Source organism: Caballeronia sp. LZ003, assembly GCF_031451465.1.
GTDB lineage: Bacteria > Pseudomonadota > Gammaproteobacteria > Burkholderiales > Burkholderiaceae > Caballeronia.
In genome coordinates, this window is record NZ_JARUXJ010000001.1 from 743,706 (window position 1) to 763,747 (window position 20,042).

The following is a 20,042-nucleotide window of genomic DNA, read 5'->3' on the forward strand; positions in this document are numbered from 1 at the left end:
GACGGAAAGGTGGCAGAGTGGTCGAATGCGCTGGACTCGAAATCCAGTGTACAGTTTTGCTGTACCGTGGGTTCGAATCCCACCCTTTCCGCCAAGACACAAAACCCCGCAAGTCGTGAGACTTGCGGGGTTTTTCGTTGGGGGCCCGGTTTCGTTCAAGGCCTTCGCATCACTTCGGCATCACGTCGTGCATCAAGTCGTGCATCGCGCCACATCGAACCTCAGTTCGGGCTCCGGCAACCCGCTGTAGTCATCCACGGATCGCTGCACCTTCACCTCTGTTCCATACGCGGATGGCGTCAAGGTCACGAGCCACGCGTTCGGTCCGACGACGAGCTCCGTCGTTCCTTGATTGCGCACTGTCTGCACCGAAGGCAACCTGCCTTCGAGACAACCCGATATATCCGACGCACGCCGCGCCGATGAAACATGAATCACGGGCTTCGACGCTCTCAGCTCCGGGCCACTCGTCGAACTGCAGGCAGCCAGCACGGACAAGACCGCGGTAACGGTACAAACGGCATAGACGGAATAAACGGCACGAGCAGCATTCAGGCGATGCAGGTTCATATCTTCAGGCTCGGGTTCTCAAGTGCGAATGCGGGTCACTAGACCACAATCGCGCATCGATCACAAGACCGCATGGCGCGATCGCAAACGCCCGGTGTCGCCACGAAACGCAGCACGCATGCGCCTTTCCAAAGAGAGAGGGCCGCACGAGAGTGCTATCATCGGCCCCAATGTCCTCGTGCACGGCGCGCCCCAAGCGGCGTTTCTCGCGCCACGCACGCAGGCGCGACGAACACATCTGCCAATGGCCATTACGCTCAAGACACCCGCTGACATCGAGAAGTTACGCATCTCCGGCCGCATGGCCGCCGAAGTCCTCGCCATGATCGGGGAACACGTGCGCCCCGGCGTCACCACGGACGAACTCGACGCCATCTGCAACCGCTTCATCGTCGATGAACTGAAGGCCGTGCCGGCGAACGTCGGCTACATGGGCTTTCCGAAGACGGTCTGCACGTCGGTGAATCATGTCGTCTGTCACGGTATTCCCGGCCCGAAAGAACTGAAAGACGGCGACATCATCAATATCGACGTGGCCATCATCAAGGACGGCTACTTCGGCGACACGAGCCGCATGTACTACGCCGGCACGCCGAACAAGGAAGCGCGGCGCCTCACCGAAACGACCTACGAAGCCATGGTCGCGGGCATCCGCGAAGTGCGTCCGGGCGCGACGCTCGGCGACGTCGGCCACGCAATCCAGACGGTCGCGCACCGTGAAGGCTTTTCGGTGGTGCGCGAGTACTGCGGTCACGGCATCGGCCGCGTGTATCACGAAGATCCGCAAGTGCTGCATTACGGCCAGCGCGGCGCGGGTCTGCGGCTCAAGGCCGGCCTCGTCTTCACCATCGAGCCCATGATCAACGCGGGCCGTCCCGCCACGCAGCAGTCGCGCGACGGCTGGACGGTGACCACGAAGGACCGCTCGCTGTCAGCGCAGTGGGAACACATGGTCGCGGTAACGGAAGACGGCTTCGAGTTGCTTACGCCCTGGCCGGATGGCGTAGGCGCCTACGCCGCGCCGTAAAGAAGCGCGCGGGTACCGTTTGCGCGCGCCGTGATGGTGCGTAAGCGGCGAGAGCGCGTCTGCATGTGCGCTGTAAAGCACTATCCGAGAAGAAAGAATTGACGGGTACGCCCGTTCGGTTGAAGCTACGCGAATGGCCCGAATACCGGAAAGGCCCGAGCGCCTTCGAGGCAGAGAAGCCAGAGAGCCAGAGAGAATTTGCCTGCATGAGCCCCGCATGAGTCCCTCACTGACCGTCAACCGAATCGCCTCGCAACAGGGCGCGGTATTGCGCGAGCTGCGCACGTCGTCGCTGCGCGAAGCGCCCTATGCGTTCGGCGAGACGCTGGAAGATGCGCTGCGCGTCGAACCGCAATCGTTCGACGACACCGCCGCCGAGCACGCGCATTCGCCTCGCGTCGCGACCTTCCTGCTGTACACGGAAGGGCATCCCTGCGGGCTCGTACATGCGTATGTCGAGGAAGCCGGATCGGCGCGGGCCTTCGTGGCGGCGCTCTGGGTCGCGCCGGCAGTGCGCCATTTGCGTGGCGGCGAGTTGCTCGTGAACGCCGCGTCGCACTGGCTCGCGGCGCAGGGCGCATCGGAAGTGCATGCGTGGATCGCCGACGAGAACCGCACCGCAATGCGCTTCTACGAACGTCTGGGCTTCGGACCCACGGGCGATCGCCGCACGATGTCGTCGCACGAACAGGAGCACGAACTGCTCTACGTGCGCCACGTTCAGCGCGAGACCGGCGCGTAAGTCTCGCTTCACCCTTCCTTCGCGCGTACTCATCGTTTCCGATAGCTGAAACGGGCCGTAAAAAGTATGGCCGCGCGCCCACACGCCTGTAAAATACGCAAAAATTTTGGCCGTTCCTATGTCGCTCAACAAAACGCCCTTCTTCGAACTGCGCAGCGGCTCCGTCGACACGCTCTACTTCGTCGTCAAGACTCCAGACCTCGATGCCCTGCGCACTGAACTCACGCGGCGCTTCGAGGCGACTCCCGAATTCTTCGCGGGCGACGTGGTCGCCATCGACGTGCGCCGGCTCGCCGAGAAAGCCGAAGGCGGCGAAGGCGAGCGCGTCTCGCTCGCGGAGCTCGAGACGCTTCTGAAGAGCGTGCGCATGCGGCCCGTGGGCATCGTCGCGTTGCCGGTGCAGCGCTGGGCAATTCAATGGGCAAGCGAGGGCGGCTTGCCGGTCCTCGAGGCGCGCGACCGGCGTGGCGCGCCGAAGCCTTCGGTCGATGAGGCCAAGCCTAACGTCGAGGCCGCCGCGGCGATCGAAGCAGCAGTCGCCATCACGCCGCCGCCCGCGCTGCCGCAGCCGTCGACCATCATCGACCGGCCGTTGCGCTCGGGTCAGCAGGTCTACGCGAAAGGCGATCTTATCGTGCTCGGGCTCGTGTCGTACGGCGCCGAGGTCATCGCGGAAGGCAATATCCATATCTATGCGCCATTGCGAGGCCGCGCGCTCGCAGGCGTGCACGGCAATCACGACGCGCGGATCTTCTGCACTTGTCTCGAACCGGAACTCATCTCCATCGCGGGAATCTACCGGACGACCGAGAACCCGCTCTCGCCCGATGTACAGAGCAAGCCGGTGCAGATCTGGCTGGACGAAGAAAAACTGATGATCGAACCGCTGCGGCTGACCTGACGCCGCGCGCCCGATGCCCCTTGGCGCGCGCTCGATTAAGCAACGCGACGGACCTATTTGACGAACACAAGGTACTTGTATGGCAAAAATCATTGTGGTGACTTCGGGGAAGGGCGGCGTCGGCAAGACGACCACCAGCGCGAGCTTCGCATCGGCGCTCGCATTGCGCGGCCACAAGACGGCCGTGATCGACTTCGACGTCGGTCTGCGCAACCTCGACCTCATCATGGGTTGCGAACGCCGCGTGGTGTACGACCTCATCAATGTGATCCAGGGCGAGGCGAACCTGCATCAGGCGCTCATCAAGGACAAAAAGCTCGAGAACCTTTACATCCTTCCGGCGTCTCAGACGCGTGACAAGGACGCGCTCACGCTCGAAGGCGTGGAGAAGGTGATCGACGAACTGAGCAAGATGGACTTCGAGTACATCATTTGCGACTCGCCGGCGGGTATCGAGTCGGGTGCGCTCATGGCCATGCACTTCGCGGACGAAGCGCTTATCGTGACGAACCCGGAAGTGTCGTCCGTGCGCGACTCGGACCGTATTCTCGGCATTCTCGCTTCGAAGACCAAGCGCGCGATCGAAGGCAAGGACCCGGTCAAGGAGCATTTGCTGATCACGCGCTACAACCCGAAGCGCGTCTCCGAAGGTGAGATGCTGTCGTTGAACGACATCCAGGAGATCTTGCGGATCGAGCTGATCGGCGTGATTCCGGAGTCGGAAGCGGTGCTGCATGCATCGAACCAGGGCTTGCCCGCGGTGCATTTGGACGGCACCGACGTTGCGGAATCGTACAAGGACGTGGTGTCGCGTTTTCTCGGCGAGGAAAAGGCGCTGCGCTTCACGGATTATCAAAAGCCAGGGCTGCTGCAACGTATCTTCGGCACCAAGTAAGGGGACGCAATGTCGATTCTTTCGTTTTTGCTGGGCGAGAAGAAAAAGTCCGCTGCGGTCGCGAAGGAACGCTTGCAGTTGATCATTGCGCACGAGCGCGCGGGTGGCAAAGCCGCCGCCGATTACCTGCCGGCGTTGCAACGGGAACTCGTTGCGGTGATTTCGAAGTACGTGAAGATTACTGACGACGATATTCGAGTGAGCCTCGAACGTCAGGACGATCTCGAAGTGCTGGAAGTGAAGATCGAGATACCGCCGGCATAACGCCGGGCTTGTGTATCGAGATGAACGTATGAAGCCAGGATCGGGCGATCCTGGCTTTTTTCATGGCGACGCTATCGTTTGCGCGCGGCTTCAAATGCGCGTGGCTTTCATCAATATTCGGTTGCACTTCGGTCATCTCGTAATCAGACGTTTGTCTTCCTTTTGACCACGTCGCGCATTGAACGGACATCGGCAGCAAGGTTGCGTTGCCGACATGAAAATCCGCGCCACCCGGCGCGTTCAATGTCCTGGAATACGAGGTCCAAGCATGAAAACTTCCGTTCGCCATTTGCTCGCTTCAACCGCGCTTATCGTCGCTGGCGCGCTCACCGTGACCGCGGCATCGGCCGAAATCGTGATCGTGGCGCCTAGCGCGCCGCCCGCGCCGCGCCATGAGCCGGTGCCGCCCGCACGCGCGGGTTACGTGTGGGATCAGGGTCACTGGAACTGGGAACACGGCCACTACGTCTGGGCGGGCGGCCATTGGGAAGCCGAGCACGTCGGCCACCACTGGGTGCCGGCCGTTTGGGTGGAAGATCACGGCCAGCATCGCTATGTGGCAGGGCATTGGGATTGATCGGCGCGTAAGGCTGATTACTTTTGCGGGGCCGCGTCTTTCTCGACGACGGCCTCGTCTCTTTCCGGCACCTCGGGCGAGGCCGCCGGTTGTGGCAACGGCGCCATATAGCGCTCGGACAGCGCCTCGTATAAAGGCGGCGCGAACAAGCGCGACACGCGGCTCGACACCAGCGCGGTCGCCATCAGCGAGATGACGAGCGCGTGGCCGTTGATCATCTCCATCACGATGACGAACGCTGTAATCGGCGATTGCGTCACGGCTGCGAGATAGCCGACCATCGCGAGCGCGATCATCATGGGCAGCGACATCTGTCCAAACAGCAGATGCAACACGTTGCCGAAGCCCGCGCCAATCGACAGCGACGGCGCGAAGATGCCGCCCGGAATGCCCGGCAGATACGAGCCGATCATCGAGATCATTTTCAATAGCGGGTAGAACACCGAAAGATGTTCGCGGCCTTCGAGCAGACCGCGCGCTTCCGCGTAGCCGCTGCCGAAGGTCGTGCCGCCCGACACGAGCCCGACGATCGCGATGACCAGTCCGCACAGCGCGGCGAACACGACCGGCCGCGACGCATGCAAATGCCGCAAGGGCGCGGGAATCCACCTCGACGTGTTCAGAAGGAGCCAGCAAAAGACGCCGCCCGCCATGCCCGTGACGACGGCGGTCACGATCACCGCGACGGCCAGCATGTTCGAAAAGTGCGTGCCGACGTCGATGGTGCCGAAATACGTGTAGTTGCCGTTGAGCCCGAGCGCCACGATCCCCGCGATGATGATGCCCGTGATAAGCACGCCGCTCGTGCGCACTTCGAAGCTGCGCGTGAGCTCCTCGATGGCGAAGACGATCCCCGCGAGCGGCGTGTTGAACGCCGCCGACAGACCGGCCGCCGCGCCCGCCAGCACGAGTTGCCGTTCGATCAGCGAGTTCGAGCGCGGGTAGAAGCGCCGCATGTTGAACATGAGCGCCGCGCCGACTTGCACGGTCGGACCTTCACGGCCGATGGTGAAGCCGCCCAGAATCGCGATGAACGATACGGCGATCTTGCTCGCGAGAATCCTGAGCGTAAGCAGCCGTCCGCCGGCTTCCGAAGTCGGACTGTTGATTACGGCGATGACCTGCGGGATGCCGCTGCCTTCCGAGCCGCGAAAGAACCTGCGCGTGACGAAAACGCATAGCGCGGCGGCGGCCGGTGTGATGACGAGCGGCAGCCAGGCGTGCGCGGCGCGCGCATCGAGAAAAAGTCCGTAGCCCCAGTCGATCAGCCGCGCATAGTAGACGGCGATCAGTCCGACGGCGATTGCGCCAAGCCAGAAGATACCGTAGCGACGCCACAGGCCGCGTGTGCGTCGCGCGGTGCGAAGAGAAAGAGAACGTAGCGCTCGGATCATGCGGTCGCTTCGGCCAAAGGGCAGAGTATAGCGAGCGTCCCATGCATGCGGCAGGTTACGCCTGACGAAGCAGACCCCGGAGCCAGAAAAAAGAACAGGCGCGAGGCTTTCGCCAGGCGCCCAAGAAACGCTCCCGATAACGGGAGCGGAGAGGAGAAGGTTGCCGCGCATGCACGGCACTCCTGAAAAGACTTTTGCCCGTGACGAAAGTTCAATCGGCTTGAAAAATCTTGGTCAGTCGAAAACTGGACACGTTTTCAGCCGGTAAGCATCTCGAAAGCGATCACCGCGCCGATGGCTCCGATATTCGCAATGAGCGCCTCGCAAACGACGCCGCGCCATGTGAGCGGCCGGAACTTCATCGCAAGGAGCAAGGCCGTCACCAAGGCCAGTGCGATGACCACGACGAGATGCGAACTCTGCAGATGAAAAGGCATTTCAGCCTCCTGTCGATTGAGACGGCATTGCTTCCCGCGACCGGCGTTTCATCGAGTATTAGGTATTGGCATAGTTACTGCAACACCCAACAAAATAGTCATTTTGCCGCCAGCTTCCCGACTGTCTTCAAGTGTTAATTTAAATACGCGTTGATTCAGGGAATTTTCTTTTAAGGCTAGGTACAAACCCCGTTTGCGCGCGAACGCCATGTTGGCCGCGCGCCCGACCGCAGTGCGTGGAGCATTCGTCCAATGAGTTCCCCGACCCAACGTTCTCTCGAAGTCGATTTCTTTCGAGGCGTCGTGCTGCTCATTATCGCGGTCGACCATATATCGGGAAGCGTGCTGTCGCACTTTACGCTGCATCAATACGCGTTCTGCGATTCCGCGGAAGTATTCGTCTTCCTCGGCGGTTATGCGTCGGCGGCGGCATACACGGCGCTTGCGACTCGCCGTAGTGCACAAGCCGCCCGCCGACGCTTTTTCAAGCGCAGCTGGGAGATCTATCGCGCCTATCTGCTGACCGCGGTTCTCATGTTGATCGGCGGCGCATTGCTGATGCTCCTCAAGATCGATTCGCCGATGCTGCGGTACACCGAATGGCCGACGTTCCTTGCCCGTCCGGTCGGGCTCTTGTTCGACATCACGACCTTGCGCCAGCAGCCGTATCTTTCGTCAGTCTTGCCGATGTACTCCATCTTCGCGCTCGCGGTGCCTTTCGTGGTTCCGCTCGCCGAGAGGAAGCCCGTTATCGCCATGTTCGGCAGTCTGCTCGTGTGGCTCGCCGCTCTTCCCTTGGCGCGCGCGCTGCCCTCGACCTACGCCGAAGCGTGGGCGTTCAATCCGTTCGCGTGGCAGCTCATGTTCGTGATGGGCATCCTTGCGCGCGTGCAGCCTGTCAGCAACGACTTCCACGCAAGCCGTACTGCGCGTTGGCTGACGTGCGGAGCGATCGCGATCGCACTGACCTTCGCATTCTTCAAGCTCTTCCTGGAAACGCAAGCGCCGCCGGGATACCTCAAGCAGAACCTGGCGACGTTGCGTATCGTGAGTTTCGCCGCCGTTGCGTGGGTGATCGCACGCGCGGTCTATGCGGGATGGATCAAGGCGCTCGCGGCTAAATTGCCGGGCGTGGTGACCATCGGGCAGCAAGGGCTCGTGTGCTTCATCGCGGGCACGTGTGTGTCGCTCGTGCTGGATTCGGCGTTGCGCGCCATCGGCATGACGCACGATCAGTGGATTGGCGGTCTTGCCGCCGATGCGCTCGCTGTCGGCACGCTCCTATGGCTCGCGCACTTTTGGGCCGAGCGCAAGCGCACGCGCGTCGAACGGGAACGCAAGCGCGTGCCGCTCATCAAGGGCCAGCCGGTGCCCGCACATGCGGTGAACCAGCGCGATCGCTGAACGCGCCGGTATCGTCATCGAAGTCATTCGAACGCTATTCGAGTACGATGTCGCGCGTCTCGCGCATGCACAACACGGCGATGAGGCTCACCGCCGCCGCCGCCGATACGTACCCGCCGACCCACGACAGTCCGCCGCGATTTGCGAGCAATTGCGCGATATAAGGCGCGACCGATGCGCCCAGAATGCCACCCAAGTTGTACGCGACGCCCGCGCCGGTGTAGCGCACGCTCGTCGGGAACAGCTCGGGCAGGAGCGCGCCCATCGGCGCGAAAGTCACGCCCATCAAGAACAATTCAATGGTCAGAAAGAGCGCGACGTAGACCGTGTTGCCGCTGCCGAGCAGAGGCAGCATTGCGAAGCCGGAGAGGATCGCCGCGAGACAGCCGACGATCAACACGGGCCGTCTGCCGAAGCGGTCGCTGGCGATGGCTGAGATCGGCGTCGCAATTGCCATGAACAGCACGGCAAAACACAAGAGACCGAGAAATTTCTCGCGCGAGAAATGCAGCGTGGAGACGCCGTACGACAGCGAGAAGACCGTCGAGATGTAGAAGAGCGTGTAGCAGACGACCATCGCGAAGGCGCCGAGCAAGGTCGGCGCGAGATAACGGCCGAGCAGCGTGGCGATGGGAACGCGCACGCGCTCGTGACGCTCGACGGCCGTGCGGAATGCGGGCGTCTCCGCGATTTTCAGGCGCACGTAAAGCCCGAGCCCGACGAGCACCGCGCTCACGATGAACGGCACGCGCCAGCCCCAACTGCGGAACTGTTCGTCGGAGAGTGAGAGCGCGAGGCCGAAGAACAGGCCGTTGGAAGCAAGAAAGCCGATTGACGGCCCGAGCTGCGGGAACATGCCGAAGAGGCCTCGCTTGCCCTTGGGCGCGTATTCCGTTGCAAGTAGCGCCGCGCCGCCCCATTCGCCGCCGAGCCCGATGCCTTGCCCAAAGCGCAGGATGCACAGGAGCACGGGCGCAAGACTGCCGATGGAATCGTAGCCGGGCACGAAGCCGATGAGCGTCGTTGAAATGCCCATGACGAGCAGCGACGCGACGAGCGTCGATTTGCGTCCGACGCGATCGCCGAAGTGCCCGAAGATGAACGAGCCGATAGGCCGCGCGACGAACGCAATGCCGAACGTGACGAAAGCCGAAAGCGCTTGCGCGGCCGGCGATCCGTGTGGAAAGAACACCGGCCCGATGACGAGCGCGGCGGCTGTCGCATAGACGTAGAAATCGTAGAACTCGATTGCGGTGCCGATGAAGCTCGCGAAGATCACGCGCGAGGTGCTTTGGGCGCCGTCGCCTGGCTTGGCGGCGGAAAGCGTGGGTGATGACATGGTGTCTCCGTTGTCGTGTCGCTTTTGTGGTGCTTATGGTGACGCATTCTTGCTCGATGGGCGAGCAAGGCGTAAGAGCGCACGCAAGACGCTTGTTGGGGTGGGCGGTAAAACGGTCGAGCGGCTCGCAGGAGTAGAGCGCGAACCGGACAAAGACTTTCAACGGACGCGAGGGGTAGGCGCGGTCTGAAAGCCATGCCGGAAGCGGGTCCGGCCGGGATGTCAAAAATTATAACGAGCGTGCCGCGCGAGCGCCAATCAATCGATGGTCGTCGCTTGTGGCGAATGCGACGTTTGCAACTGGAAGTGGCCGTCGTCGTTGAACATCCAGCCTTCGAAGAGTTCGAGTTGGCCGTTGCCGTTCAGGAGGCGAGCGGGCGGCACGGGCAATGGCGACGAGCGCCGCAGCGAGGCGAGCGCGGTGGCTTCGGCTTCGTCGTCGCCGTTGGTGCGATACACCGACGAATTGACGACGCGCCCGTTGCGATCCACGGTAAAGGACACCAGCACGAACGAGCGCAGCATGGCTTGCGGCGTGCCCTTCAGCACGTACGACGGATTGCGTTCGAGGATACGTTGCGCGACGCGCTCCTTGTAGTCGCCAAGCGATGCGCGAGACGGTGCGGTTGCGGCGGAGCGTGCTTCGATGACGCTCGGTGGCGGCGTGATTGTGCAGGCGGCCAATGTCGCGGCAAGCACGATGGCGACGAGCGTGGCTGACGGCAGAATCGGTGCTTTAGGCATCGCGAGTAGCATCTGATGACGATGGATCGATGGTAGCCCGTGTCGGCGCCGCAGTGTTTGCGATTCTGCGTGCGCTTTTGGATGCGCTTCTTACAGGCGCAGGATTTGCTGACGATGCTTACACCCAAGGCAAAAAGGAGGAGCCATGACTAGCGAAGCGAAGCCGGCCGAAGCACAACCCGCCGAACACAGCGACAACGAGAAGAGCAAGCTGCCCGAACGCGATGACGAAGGCCGCAAGCAGTCGCCAAACGATCGCCCAGGAAAGGAAACAGGCGAGGGCGAAGCGCCGGTAGGTTGATCAATCCACGAAGGGTTTGACGAGTTCCGCACAGCGCAATGGCGCGGCGGTTCTCGTTGTTTCTGGCTCGGCGGCGCGCGTTTCGACGCAACGAAAGACGCTATTGTTTTTTTGCAGCACGTAAGTATCCGCAGGCAGACCGGACGCGCGTTCGGCGATGCTCGTCACGGCTACGATTCCGTAGCCGTTTTGAATCAGATCGAAAAACGAGGTTTCCGCCTGACGCCATTGAGTGTTGGGTTGCGGCTGTGCATGCGCTGTTATGCCTGTCATGGCGATGCAACCCAAAGTTACTTGCGCGATACGGCTTGGCTTCATCAGGCTTGTCTCCGCTTTATCGATCGATGAGGCGGTTAGATGGTAATTAAGCCGCCTTGTTCATGCGGATTGTGGCAGATGGGGTTTGTGCGCTCGTTGCTGTTTGCAAGTGCACGCGCGCGGCAGGCAAAAAAAAGACCTCGCGCGAGGCGAGGTCAAACACTTCGAACGGCTTCCTTATCGCGAAAAGGCGTTTAACGCGACGAGGAAGCAAGGTCAAGGATAGGGATCGGGCGATGGCTCATATATCGGAGGAATCCGATTGATTGTTGCTCTTGGGCATGCAGCCGTATTGGACGGTTGTCTCGTTTTAAGCTTTTGTTACCCAGTGCGGCGAGTTGGCCATGTTTCGAGCGGTGTCACAGGGAATTCGCCTTCGCGAAGCCTTATTGGTCGATCTTTCAGTGTTGGATCATGCGGCTCGATCAAACGCGCGCTTCTCCATGAACCAAGATCGATAGCACGCTAGAGCATGCCGACTGTAAGCAGTTCTGGATGCTCGAATTTCTTGATTTCCCAGCGTCGGTGCACTGAGTTCGTCAAGCCCGAAAAAGAGGATCTCGCTGTTCTTGCTTGCTGATGAATCAATTGCGCGCCGGAAAACAAAAAGCCCCGTAATTCTTAAATTACGGGGCTTTTAGAGATCGCGCTGGCGGAGGCGGTGTCCGCCCAACAACGTCGCCGGATAAGACGTCTGAGGCATAGTGGGCGATTCGTCCACCATCCCGTCCACCATAAGCCAAGGTATCTGCACTCTTGAATCCGCAGACAGTTTACGAGACCCTACACTTCTCCCACTCACATAAAATTCCGGTATGGATCCGCTCGCGTTATACACGAAGCTTGGAAGGCTAATCGGAACGGCTCCGCGCTACGAATGCATGTTTAGCCCAGACACCGACACGATGCGGTGGCTGGGGCAGGTCGACGCGGCGATTAAGGAAACCGGCGACGCCATGCTAGTGATTAAGATCGATAATGCGATCGCGAATCTACATAATGCGATTCCAATTGCACGCGCACAAAGCGCCCAAGACATAATGATCTTACTGCACCGAGCACTTGGGTTGGCGGAGGTCAAGGCGCCGGCAGGATTTGCCGGTACCTTCATCCCGGCCGGAAACCGATTCGATGCATTTGCGGGCATCGTGAAAGTCCTAAAGGCCGCTACGAAAGACGTTCTTATTGCGGATCCTTGGATGGACGAGACGATCCTCACTGAATTCGCTGTAGTCGCAACCGAAGCTCCATCTCTGCGGTTGCTCACTGTAAAGCGTTCATCCAATGATGCATTGCTTGCTGCCGCTCGAAAGTGGACCGAGCAATATGGTCCTGCTCGCCCGGTCGAGGTTCGAGGGGTGCACAAGCCGCAACTTCACGACCGCTTGATCCTGGTTGACTCGTCAACCGCTTACTCGATCACGCAATCGTTCAAAGACATTGCGAGAACAGCCTCGGCTGAGCTGATCAAAGCAAGATCCGATGACACACTCAAGATAGAGGCATACGAGACGCTCTGGGCAGAATCGACGGTACTGTACCGGCCGGATTGCGGTGTGTTAAAGCTTTAACAAATATTCAAGCAATCAAACAATCAAAACGCCCGCTGAGCCTTGTCAGGCGGGCGTGTCAAAAGTTGTTTGATTTTCGGCTTTGATTAACAAAAGCTCAAGAGGGGGAAATTTTCTGCGGATGGGATGATCGGCGGTCTAGGCGGCAAATCGGCCTGAACTTTCGATAGGCCCCTCCTATGAACGGCCAAAATCCAATTTTATTTTTCGCGATCGTGAAAATGCAGCGGAACGGTCGGTCCTGGCGGGGCATGGGCTGAAGTTTGACCGCACCCTCCCGTCGTCGAGGCGCGCGCGATGACGATCCAGCCCGCCAGAACCCGTTCGAGATCGCTTCGGCACGCTACAGCATCCCGCGCCTGAGTAGCCTGGCGTGCGGCCTTCTCGTGATCATGCTCGTGCTTCCGCATCACATCTGGTCTTCCGCATAAATGCCGGCGCTGACGACCTTCGAGCCGACGCGCATGCGGCCGTAGACGATCGGCACGCAGTCGCCCTGCGCCGCGCTATTCACCGGACCATTGAAGTAATACGACGTGCCATTGTCCTGCGTGCTGGCGAGGCCGCTCGTTTGCGGACTCAGCATTTGTACAACGCCTCCAAGTGCCATCGATGCGCCGAGACCGAGAAGTCCAGACGCTGCACCAGGGGACAGGGAAAGGAAGGCCGGGTTCCACACAGCGACAGCGATGAGCGCAGCGCCCAGGATGGTTTGGAACAGGCCACCTGATTTGCTGCCCCTCAATATCGGCGCGATGCGGATGTCGTCGTCGCCTACAGGCTGCGGTAGTTGGTCCTCGCCAATGTTGCGTTTGCCATTGAAGACTGCAAAGGTCAGGCCGCTGTCTTTCGCGTTAAGCATGAACGACTTGAAGCCCGGATGAAGCACGCTCAATGCGCTGATCGCTTCGCGCGTAGACGAAACGGCGAGCTGATGAATTCGCCCAAACCTCTTTCCCAGAATCCCGTACAGCCTGATGGTGCGTAGTTTTTCCGTTTGCATCTCTGCATCTCCTATGAAGTGAAAAAGCCGCCCCTGAATCTCAGGAGCGGCTCAGTGCTCGCCGCGCCACTACCTACCGTAATAGCCGCGCGCTCTGCCGGTTTTCGCTGGAGGGACGGGCACTCAGCAGTAATCCCAGCGCGTTTGAGGGTGAAGAACTGCACAAGGCCCTCACGGTGCGCCACGCCGCTGCCTCTCGATTAGGTTGCGCCGGTGAACGACCCGACGATGATCAGGCTCGGACGATTCCACGAGACTGCGAATCGACGCTCCATCAGCATCGTGACAAGGTTTTTAACCATGTCGTCTTCGGAGTAGCCGAGGATCAGCATCGCCGCCATGCGGTCGAAGAACACCGCCGCGCGCTGGAAGTCCGCGACCACGAATTGGCCTTCAGAAATCTGCGTCGTCTCCACCGGAGTCAGGCCCCACACGCGGCCCGAAGCATCGACGGGGCCGCCGGTCATGTAGCGGCCTTCGCTGTCTTTCGTCAGGTCCATGGCTTCAGCATCACTCGGATGAAGCAGCAGCGACCCCGCCGCTCCCTTTGCGATGCGAATCTGCGTCTTACCGCGCCGGATGTAATCGAACATCGGTGCGTTGGCACCGAGGCCCGCCGGATCCAGCGCGGTATGGTTTGCAGGCAGCAGCATGCCTTCGTTCTCGCCGTTCGTGCCCGTGCCGTTCAGCAGCAGATCGTCGATGCCGTCATCCAGCCCGTAGCTTAGGCGTTGCTCAACATACTTGGCGAGGCCGCTTTGATCGTCCAGAACCTGCTTGGAGAACTTCAGGAACACGGCCGCCGTTGCGGCTTTTGATTCCATCGCCTCGAATGCCAGCGTGCCTTCCTTCTTGCGAACACCTTGGGCTGCCTGGACTGCCGCGCGCACGTCGGCGCCAGCCTTCTCGCGCAGCCACTCGATCGACCCAGTGGTCATGTCTACGTGCGGAATCAGATCTTCGATCGCGAGAGTTTCCAGCAAGGGGGCTTCGATGCCGGGGCGCACGCCGGGGAAAGGATTGATAGCGGGCGTGGCGCCATCCGACGTGATCGCTGCGGACGGGCGACGGTAATTGTCGAGCGGGATGCGCGCGCTGGTCTGGCGACGCTCCTTAAACGCGGTAACCGCGTCGTTGTCTTTCACTGCGGCCGCCAATTGGCCGATGCGCGACGAAGCGGCAGGCGCGCCGGATGTCGGCTTGATGCCCACAACATATTGCTCCAGCTCGCCCATGCGCGCACTGATCTCATTCAGCTTGTCGCGCGTTTTCTCTGCATGCATTTCGAGATTCGGACCGACCTTCCGCAAGGCGTCCATGATTTCATCGTTCGTGCTCATTGTTGCTTCTCCTCTTTCGCTTCATTCGGTTGGTCGGCAGCGCGGTCTACGACGTTATCGACCGCTCTTGCGACGATCTCCATCGGAGGCACCTCGAACCGCGGCCGCCAATCGCCGACGTCGATGTCCACGGTGAATTTCGGAATCTTTGCGCGCTTCAGCATCGCGGCGACCGTGTCGAGGTCGTTGAACACTCGCCGCCGGCTGTTGTTTGTCGTGCAGAGCGGCTGGCCGTTGATCCAGACAGTCCAGCCGCCGTACAGGTCGCCTGCAAACACCAGCACGCGCGCCGCTTTGGATTGCTCCGGTGTTAGGGCTTTAAGGTCTCGAATCAGCATCACTTCCCTCAAAAATGAGTTTTCACGTTTTCGTGATTTCGTGTTTCTGTGGGCATTTATACGGGCGCGATCCAGTTAAGCAAAGCAGGAAATGAGGACTGCTACGGGGTGTCGTTAAAAAACGCAGCATGCGTCGTTGCTTCGTCCCGTGATACCGTTGGGATGCAGCGCGAACACCCGGCATAAGGGATACCTCGATTCAGGGTATCCCGCCGGGGCTGCATGATCTAAGCCGGAATTCCGGCTTAGGTCTAACTACGGGATTTCTCCGTATTTGACGGCAGCATGGGCGCCGGCGATTGTCCAGAGAACGCACGCATGAGCGCTTGCCCTGCCTCGGATGATCGTGCGGCCGCACCGTCCCGCCATCTCTGCGCCGCCGCGATGTCTGCATGCATCGTCCGGGCGCTGAAGTAGGCGGTGACCGGCATAGGAATGAAGTCGCGTGCGATCGCGTTCCATACTTCCTCCCGGTCGCGCACGGCAAACACCAGCCCTTCGTTCAGCATGCCGCGCAGGGTGCGCGCGACACTCTGAGCGCTCCCTCCGATCTCGGTCGCTATCGTGGTCGCGGAGTAGGGCGCGGGGCCGTATTCGCTGAACTGCCAGTCGTCGTGCGACTCCAGCATCGCTAGGATGGCCCGCTTCCGTTTCGTGTCTCTCATTAATGTATCGCTCCGCAGCCGTACGTTATTGAGAGCGCGCCGCCGCAAGCCGCGCACGAAAGTAGTCGAGGTCCGGCAACAGCGTGCTGATGGGCTGCCGCTTTATCTCCACTACGATCATGTCGTAGTAGTCGTCGCGCCATCGCTCGATACGGGAAAGCTCCGTAACGACCTCAATAACGGCCTGCTGCATTGCCGCCAGCTGCTCAGGCGTCAGGTATGGCCCCCACGGGAGGTAAGGACCGTCTACCATCAGCGCGCCGGCGCAGAGGTCGATGATGTCGAACGATACGACATCATCATTTTCCTGAGATGCCTGAGCAGGTTGCGTTTTTCGAAAAGAGCCCCCGGGGTCACTGACAGAACTGACAGAAGGGGTCGATGTTTCGCCGAGTCCTTTGAGTCGAGCGAGATATTTATTCATCGCCACCCCTCGACCTGTCCGCGTAATTCATCCAAAGAAACGTCTGCATGCACGAGCAGGCTAGCGAATCCTGCATCGAAGTACGGCCGCAGATAACGGCCGGTAAAGCTGTCGTAATGCTTCTCAAAGAATAGATACTCGCGCTCGTGCGTGCACGCGAGGGACTCTTCATCGTCGTCATTCGCGAGATGGCTGGCGGCCGCGTCTAGTCCTGCCCTGAAGGCAGCGAACTGAATCGGGAGCAAGTCGGGACATGTCGATTCGAGTTGTTTCATCAACGTCCAGAGCGTCGTCATTGCCTTGCCTCCGGATGGATGCGGTAGATCAGTTTCGAACGCCCGCCGGTGTCCTCGGCTTCTGATCGCACATAGCCGTATTCGACGAGCGCCGCCAGCGCCTTGCTTGTAGCCTCGCGGTTCTCCAGCTCGGACCATTGGTTGCGGTACACGTCGCGCGCGCTGAAACCGTCCGATAGGTCGCCGCGCTGGATTCTGCGCAGCAGCGCCTTCGCACCACTCATTTCGGCGAGCAGCACGGATCCGTACGCGCGCTCGGCATGGCTTCGAAGGTAGATCGACCAAGCCAACGCCTGATGCATCGCGCGCGCCGAGATTGGCCCGGCGCCACCGTTTGCCAGATGCAAGACGAGTGCGAGGGACGGCACCAGCTTTCGGTACTTTGCGAGGTGCGATTCCATCGCCGGATGCAGGTCGCCGGCACGAAGTAGGTTTTCGTGTTCAGTGCGCCACTCGACGAATACCTCAAGCGCCTCCGCATCGAGCCGCAGGAAGGGCGGGTTCCCGTCCGGCTGGCCGTCCGGCCCGGTGGGCGTCTCCGCCTGCCACGCGTCGACGGGATCAGCTTCCGACAGCCGCTTGAACACGGCAAAGGCTTCGTGCTTCGCCTCCGCATCCGGCCAGCAGTCGACGTTCTCCCAAGCCTCGCGCGGCACGTCCGGCCAGACCATCAACCCAAAGCGCTGCACGAGCCCGTCATCCGCCACGCCGCCGCCGATCGCGCTGCGCAGGTATTCGGACAGCCGACCGGGTTGGGTTGACCCGATTACAGAGAGGCAGACGGCCTCGATGCGCTGGTGACCGCGCATGATGCGGTCGACGATGTACCCATCATTGCCGTTCCAGCCCGTCAGGTAGAAGCCTCTCGCGCTTTCCTGTCCGTCGCGATCCAGGCCCTTCAGCAGGCTCACCAACTCGTCGCGGAACACGCCGACGCCCTGCGGATTGTCGGCGCAGATCTCGCCGAGCTTTTCGACGGTCGCGTCATTGACCAAATAGCGCAGCAGCTTGGGCGGCTCCGGCGGTTCCGACTCGCACAAGTCGACAGCGGCTTCCGGATCCTTCTTCAGCGCGGCCATGGCTTTTTTCTCCGCAGCGTCCTGCCGCATCTTGTGAACCTTCGCTTCGCTTTCGTGCAGCGCGATTTCGTCTTCGAAGCGTTTCACGGCCTCTGCGTCGAGTCGCTTCAGCGGCGCGAGCACGGCGCTCATGGCCGGCGACTTCATCACACCTGGCCGGCCAACGATGCAAACCCACTGGTTTGCATACTCCGTCCAGTCGTCGCGCAGCTTCGGCCGCACGCCGACACGACGCCCGATGGCGACGCCGAGCGCGCCGATCACCGTGGCGCCGATGAAGTCCGGCGGGCATTGAACACGGTTCGCGATGTCCCGGGCCCAGGTCTGAAGGCTCGCGGGCAGCAGATCCATGTCGAACGCTTCGACCGGTCGGAGCGAAGAAGGCAGCGCTTCCGGTGTCGGCCAATCTTTTGCAGCAGCGATATGCGCGGTGCGGGCATTGAACTTTTCGCGCGCCTTCGCCACCGCAATTCGATCATTCGCAGCACGCACGTCGTTGTCCGTCATTTCATAAGTGTCGAGAAAATCTCTCACTGGCTTACCCTCCCCAGCTTGCGGTCCATCCAGCTTTTCGCCTCGGCCACCACGTACTCCGTTATCCATTCCTCGTGCTCGTTCCATGCGTGCTCTCCCATCGCCGCCTTGCAGCGGTCGAGTTCCTTTTCGATGGACCGATTAACGCGATCCTTCATTGCTTGTGCGGGGCTCATGCATCCTCCTTTTCGGAGTGGCGCATCGTGCTGCCGTAGCGCTCGGCATGGGCGCAGTAGTCGTCGCGCAAAGTCATGTATGCGTCGTCATATTCCACGCACATGTTCTCGCCGAGTTTCGCGAGCCGATGCGCCAGAGAGTGGTCCTCCGTCGCCGCGATGATCGCTTCGAATAGCGTTGCGAGACTTCCGAAGCACGAGGCGGCATGCGCGAATTCGCCGGCCGCGCTATCGATACGAAATGCAATCTCTTTGGTGTCGAGTTTCTCAGCCATGGCGAAGATCCTCCGATGCGTCCCGATAGGAGTCCTCAGCGCACGCGCCAGCAGAAGAAGCAAGCTCAGCCCCGATCTGCGCCAGAAGAAAGCATTGCTCCGTCTCCGAGCCCTCGGTTTTCGAGCAGATCAGCGTGAAGAGAAGGTTTATCTGGCGCAGCGTATCGATCGCGTTGCCCAGTTGAGCGCGCGCTTGCGCCAAGGCCTCAAGGTTCTTATCCATGGTGGCGGCCCTCCGCGCGGATGATCTCGGCGATGTGCAGCAGAGCGTCGGAGCACACGTCGAGCGCGTCGAAAACGTTGTCCGCCATCGCGGCGTCGCGCAGGGCGGTATTAATGGCCTGAAGCGCCAAGAACGAGTTGGCTTGTGCGACTACTTGAGATTCGGGAAGCTCAGGACGAGCAGGGGCATTAGCACGCATTGCGGGCTCCTTCGGTTTGGTGAAGGCCCGCTTTTCATCGCCAAATGAGGTGAGCGGGCGCATGGCAGGGTTGGCGAACCGGCAACCGAAGGAACCGGCAGACCCGAAGGTCTCCCCGCCAAGGCCCGCCCATAGAAAGAGGTGGAGGCGCGCAAAGGCGTCAGGCACAAAAAAACCGCTCGGCGCGGTCTGTGCGCTTCGATTAGTCGGGTCGCCAAACCCGGCCGCTGTTGTTTCAGCGACGATTCGAGTATAGCGAAGCCGCGCCCGTTTACAAGCTATTTTTTTGAAAAGAGCCGGGGGGGTCACTGACAAAACTGACAGAAGGGGAGATTTGTCAGTTATGGCAGTGAGGGGGCGGGCTGTTTCCTGAAAATGCAGTGGGCTTCTGTCAGTTTTGTCAGTGACCCCGGGGGCCGTTCTGAAAAATTCACGCATCACGCTCCCTCCTTCGGATCGATGGAGCGCGCCGCCAGGTCGATACCCTGAATCAGTTCGTACGCCAGTGCCGGACGGATCGTAAGTCCCTTACTGCTCGGCTTGAACTCGCCGTTATCCGCCAGATACCAGACGCGGATGTCGATGAAGTCGTGACCCTTGTATGCCTTCACGTGGATGCGCACGCGCTCGGTGTCGCGCTTCTTCAGATCGGCGAACAGAACGCCGCCGACGGAGGTATCATTGCTGCTCGAACTCTCTGGGCTGGCCATCGTGCCGGCCTTTTTTTTGTCTTCCATTTATGCCCCCTTGGCGAGGGCTGCGCGCACCGTGCCGACGATCCAGCGACTGGTATGGCCTTGCCGTTCAGGTGCAGGGATGAGGCCGGCACGCACGCGGCGATGCAGCGTAGCGCGGGAGATGCCGAGGATGGCAGCGACCACGTAATCGGGAACGCGCGCCTCGTCGGGCATGCTTTTGAAATTGATGAACGCTTCCGAACGGAGAGCGCGGTGCAGAGTAAGGGACATGGTGTCGCTCCGGTATTGGCGCGACACGGCCCGGCGAG

28 protein-coding genes and 1 tRNA gene are annotated in these 20,042 nt (G+C 60.7%); 10 read left to right on the forward strand and 19 right to left on the reverse strand.

What is annotated here, in order from left to right; all coding sequences use genetic code 11:
- The first annotated feature begins 3 nt into the window (after nt 1-3).
- Nucleotides 4-94 (forward strand) — tRNA-Ser (locus tag QCE79_RS03385).
- Nucleotides 95-192: 98 nt separating this feature from the next.
- On the opposite strand, the gene QCE79_RS03390 is transcribed toward QCE79_RS03385, so the two are convergent.
- Nucleotides 193-570: a hypothetical protein gene (locus QCE79_RS03390; protein ID WP_244827334.1), complete on the reverse strand. Its 378-nt coding sequence runs from the start codon at nt 568-570 to the stop codon at nt 193-195.
- A gap of 244 nt (nt 571-814) precedes the next feature.
- Here QCE79_RS03390 and map point away from each other — a divergent pair, with 244 nt between their 5' ends.
- The 6 genes from map to QCE79_RS03420 all read left to right on the forward strand — a co-directional run bounded on the left by map (nt 815) and on the right by QCE79_RS03420 (nt 4,976).
- Nucleotides 815-1,597, forward strand: a complete 783-nt coding sequence (gene map, locus QCE79_RS03395) for a type I methionyl aminopeptidase (protein WP_244827981.1) — start codon at nt 815-817, stop codon at nt 1,595-1,597.
- A 217-nt stretch (nt 1,598-1,814) separates the two neighbouring features.
- Nucleotides 1,815-2,339, forward strand: a complete 525-nt coding sequence (locus QCE79_RS03400; protein ID WP_244827335.1) for a GNAT family N-acetyltransferase — start codon at nt 1,815-1,817, stop codon at nt 2,337-2,339.
- 118 nt (nt 2,340-2,457) lie between these two features.
- Nucleotides 2,458-3,240 carry a septum site-determining protein MinC gene (gene minC, locus QCE79_RS03405; protein WP_244827336.1) on the forward strand — a complete coding sequence of 261 codons (783 nt, stop codon included), beginning with the start codon at nt 2,458-2,460 and terminating at the stop codon, nt 3,238-3,240.
- Nucleotides 3,241-3,319: 79 nt separating this feature from the next.
- Nucleotides 3,320-4,135, forward strand: coding sequence for a septum site-determining protein MinD (gene minD, locus QCE79_RS03410; protein WP_244827337.1), 816 nt, complete (start codon nt 3,320-3,322; stop codon nt 4,133-4,135).
- Nucleotides 4,136-4,144: 9 nt separating this feature from the next.
- Nucleotides 4,145-4,399, forward strand: coding sequence for a cell division topological specificity factor MinE (gene minE / locus QCE79_RS03415; protein ID WP_244827338.1), 255 nt, complete (start codon nt 4,145-4,147; stop codon nt 4,397-4,399).
- A 268-nt stretch (nt 4,400-4,667) separates the two neighbouring features.
- Complete coding sequence (locus tag QCE79_RS03420; RefSeq protein WP_244827339.1) at nt 4,668-4,976, forward strand: YXWGXW repeat-containing protein; 309 nt, start codon at nt 4,668-4,670, stop codon at nt 4,974-4,976.
- A 17-nt stretch (nt 4,977-4,993) separates the two neighbouring features.
- On the opposite strand, the gene QCE79_RS03425 is transcribed toward QCE79_RS03420, so the two are convergent.
- Complete coding sequence (locus tag QCE79_RS03425) at nt 4,994-6,370, reverse strand: chloride channel protein (protein ID WP_309841873.1); 1,377 nt, start codon at nt 6,368-6,370, stop codon at nt 4,994-4,996.
- Nucleotides 6,371-6,627: 257 nt separating this feature from the next.
- Nucleotides 6,628-6,807, reverse strand: a complete 180-nt coding sequence (locus QCE79_RS03430) for a hypothetical protein (protein WP_244827341.1) — start codon at nt 6,805-6,807, stop codon at nt 6,628-6,630.
- A 252-nt stretch (nt 6,808-7,059) separates the two neighbouring features.
- Here QCE79_RS03430 and QCE79_RS03435 point away from each other — a divergent pair, with 252 nt between their 5' ends.
- Nucleotides 7,060-8,211: an OpgC domain-containing protein gene (locus QCE79_RS03435; RefSeq protein ID WP_309841875.1), complete on the forward strand. Its 1,152-nt coding sequence runs from the start codon at nt 7,060-7,062 to the stop codon at nt 8,209-8,211.
- A gap of 34 nt (nt 8,212-8,245) precedes the next feature.
- Here the strand turns inward: QCE79_RS03435 and QCE79_RS03440 are convergent, their stop codons facing one another.
- Nucleotides 8,246-9,550 (reverse strand): MFS transporter, encoded by a 1,305-nt coding sequence (locus QCE79_RS03440; protein WP_309841877.1) that lies wholly within the window; start codon nt 9,548-9,550, stop codon nt 8,246-8,248.
- Between the two features lie 258 nt (nt 9,551-9,808).
- Nucleotides 9,809-10,294, reverse strand: a complete 486-nt coding sequence (locus tag QCE79_RS03445) for a TonB family protein (RefSeq protein ID WP_309841879.1) — start codon at nt 10,292-10,294, stop codon at nt 9,809-9,811.
- Nucleotides 10,295-10,439: 145 nt separating this feature from the next.
- Here QCE79_RS03445 and QCE79_RS03450 point away from each other — a divergent pair, with 145 nt between their 5' ends.
- The gene (locus QCE79_RS03450; RefSeq protein ID WP_244827345.1) at nt 10,440-10,595 is read left to right on the forward strand and encodes a hypothetical protein; all 156 of its coding nucleotides are present in this window, start codon (nt 10,440-10,442) and stop codon (nt 10,593-10,595) included.
- On the opposite strand, the gene QCE79_RS03455 is transcribed toward QCE79_RS03450, so the two are convergent.
- A complete protein-coding gene (locus tag QCE79_RS03455) occupies nt 10,596-10,868 on the reverse strand; it encodes a hypothetical protein (RefSeq protein ID WP_309841883.1) in 273 nt (90 codons plus the stop codon). It lies immediately after the preceding gene.
- Between the two features lie 860 nt (nt 10,869-11,728).
- On the opposite strand from QCE79_RS03455, the gene QCE79_RS03460 reads away from it, so the two are divergent.
- Nucleotides 11,729-12,484 carry a hypothetical protein gene (locus QCE79_RS03460; RefSeq protein WP_309841885.1) on the forward strand — a complete coding sequence of 252 codons (756 nt, stop codon included), beginning with the start codon at nt 11,729-11,731 and terminating at the stop codon, nt 12,482-12,484.
- Between the two features lie 409 nt (nt 12,485-12,893).
- Here QCE79_RS03460 and QCE79_RS03465 read toward each other — a convergent pair whose 3' ends face one another.
- From QCE79_RS03465 to QCE79_RS03525, 13 genes are all read right to left on the reverse strand, one after another.
- Entirely contained in the window at nt 12,894-13,487 is a 594-nt protein-coding gene (locus QCE79_RS03465; protein ID WP_309841887.1) for a tail assembly protein, read from the reverse strand.
- 200 nt (nt 13,488-13,687) lie between these two features.
- A complete protein-coding gene (locus QCE79_RS03470; protein ID WP_309841889.1) occupies nt 13,688-14,827 on the reverse strand; it encodes a phage major capsid protein in 1,140 nt (379 codons plus the stop codon).
- On the reverse strand, nt 14,824-15,165 hold the full coding sequence (locus QCE79_RS03475; protein ID WP_309841890.1) for a hypothetical protein: 342 nt from the start codon (nt 15,163-15,165) through the stop codon (nt 14,824-14,826). Before QCE79_RS03475 ends, QCE79_RS03470 begins: the two co-directional genes overlap by 4 nt.
- Nucleotides 15,166-15,416: 251 nt before the next feature.
- Nucleotides 15,417-15,830 (reverse strand): hypothetical protein, encoded by a 414-nt coding sequence (locus QCE79_RS03480; RefSeq protein ID WP_309841892.1) that lies wholly within the window; start codon nt 15,828-15,830, stop codon nt 15,417-15,419.
- A 25-nt stretch (nt 15,831-15,855) separates the two neighbouring features.
- Nucleotides 15,856-16,254, reverse strand: a complete 399-nt coding sequence (locus tag QCE79_RS03485; RefSeq protein ID WP_309841894.1) for a hypothetical protein — start codon at nt 16,252-16,254, stop codon at nt 15,856-15,858.
- Complete coding sequence (locus QCE79_RS03490) at nt 16,251-16,550, reverse strand: hypothetical protein (RefSeq protein ID WP_309841897.1); 300 nt, start codon at nt 16,548-16,550, stop codon at nt 16,251-16,253. The genes QCE79_RS03485 and QCE79_RS03490 overlap by 4 nt, the downstream gene beginning before the upstream one ends.
- Nucleotides 16,547-18,163 carry a YfjI family protein gene (locus QCE79_RS03495; RefSeq protein WP_309841900.1) on the reverse strand — a complete coding sequence of 539 codons (1,617 nt, stop codon included), beginning with the start codon at nt 18,161-18,163 and terminating at the stop codon, nt 16,547-16,549. The genes QCE79_RS03490 and QCE79_RS03495 overlap by 4 nt, the downstream gene beginning before the upstream one ends.
- Complete coding sequence (locus tag QCE79_RS03500) at nt 18,160-18,339, reverse strand: hypothetical protein (protein ID WP_309841903.1); 180 nt, start codon at nt 18,337-18,339, stop codon at nt 18,160-18,162. The genes QCE79_RS03495 and QCE79_RS03500 overlap by 4 nt, the downstream gene beginning before the upstream one ends.
- Nucleotides 18,336-18,614, reverse strand: coding sequence for a hypothetical protein (locus QCE79_RS03505; RefSeq protein WP_309841905.1), 279 nt, complete (start codon nt 18,612-18,614; stop codon nt 18,336-18,338). The genes QCE79_RS03500 and QCE79_RS03505 overlap by 4 nt, the downstream gene beginning before the upstream one ends.
- Complete coding sequence (locus QCE79_RS03510) at nt 18,607-18,837, reverse strand: hypothetical protein (RefSeq protein WP_309841908.1); 231 nt, start codon at nt 18,835-18,837, stop codon at nt 18,607-18,609. The genes QCE79_RS03505 and QCE79_RS03510 overlap by 8 nt, the downstream gene beginning before the upstream one ends.
- Nucleotides 18,830-19,474, reverse strand: coding sequence for a hypothetical protein (locus tag QCE79_RS03515; RefSeq protein ID WP_309841910.1), 645 nt, complete (start codon nt 19,472-19,474; stop codon nt 18,830-18,832). The genes QCE79_RS03510 and QCE79_RS03515 overlap by 8 nt, the downstream gene beginning before the upstream one ends.
- Nucleotides 19,474-19,773, reverse strand: coding sequence for a transcriptional coactivator p15/PC4 family protein (locus tag QCE79_RS03520; protein WP_309841912.1), 300 nt, complete (start codon nt 19,771-19,773; stop codon nt 19,474-19,476). The genes QCE79_RS03515 and QCE79_RS03520 overlap by 1 nt, the downstream gene beginning before the upstream one ends.
- Entirely contained in the window at nt 19,774-20,004 is a 231-nt protein-coding gene (locus QCE79_RS03525; protein ID WP_309841914.1) for a transcriptional regulator, read from the reverse strand.
- Between the last annotated feature and the right edge of the window lie 38 nt (nt 20,005-20,042).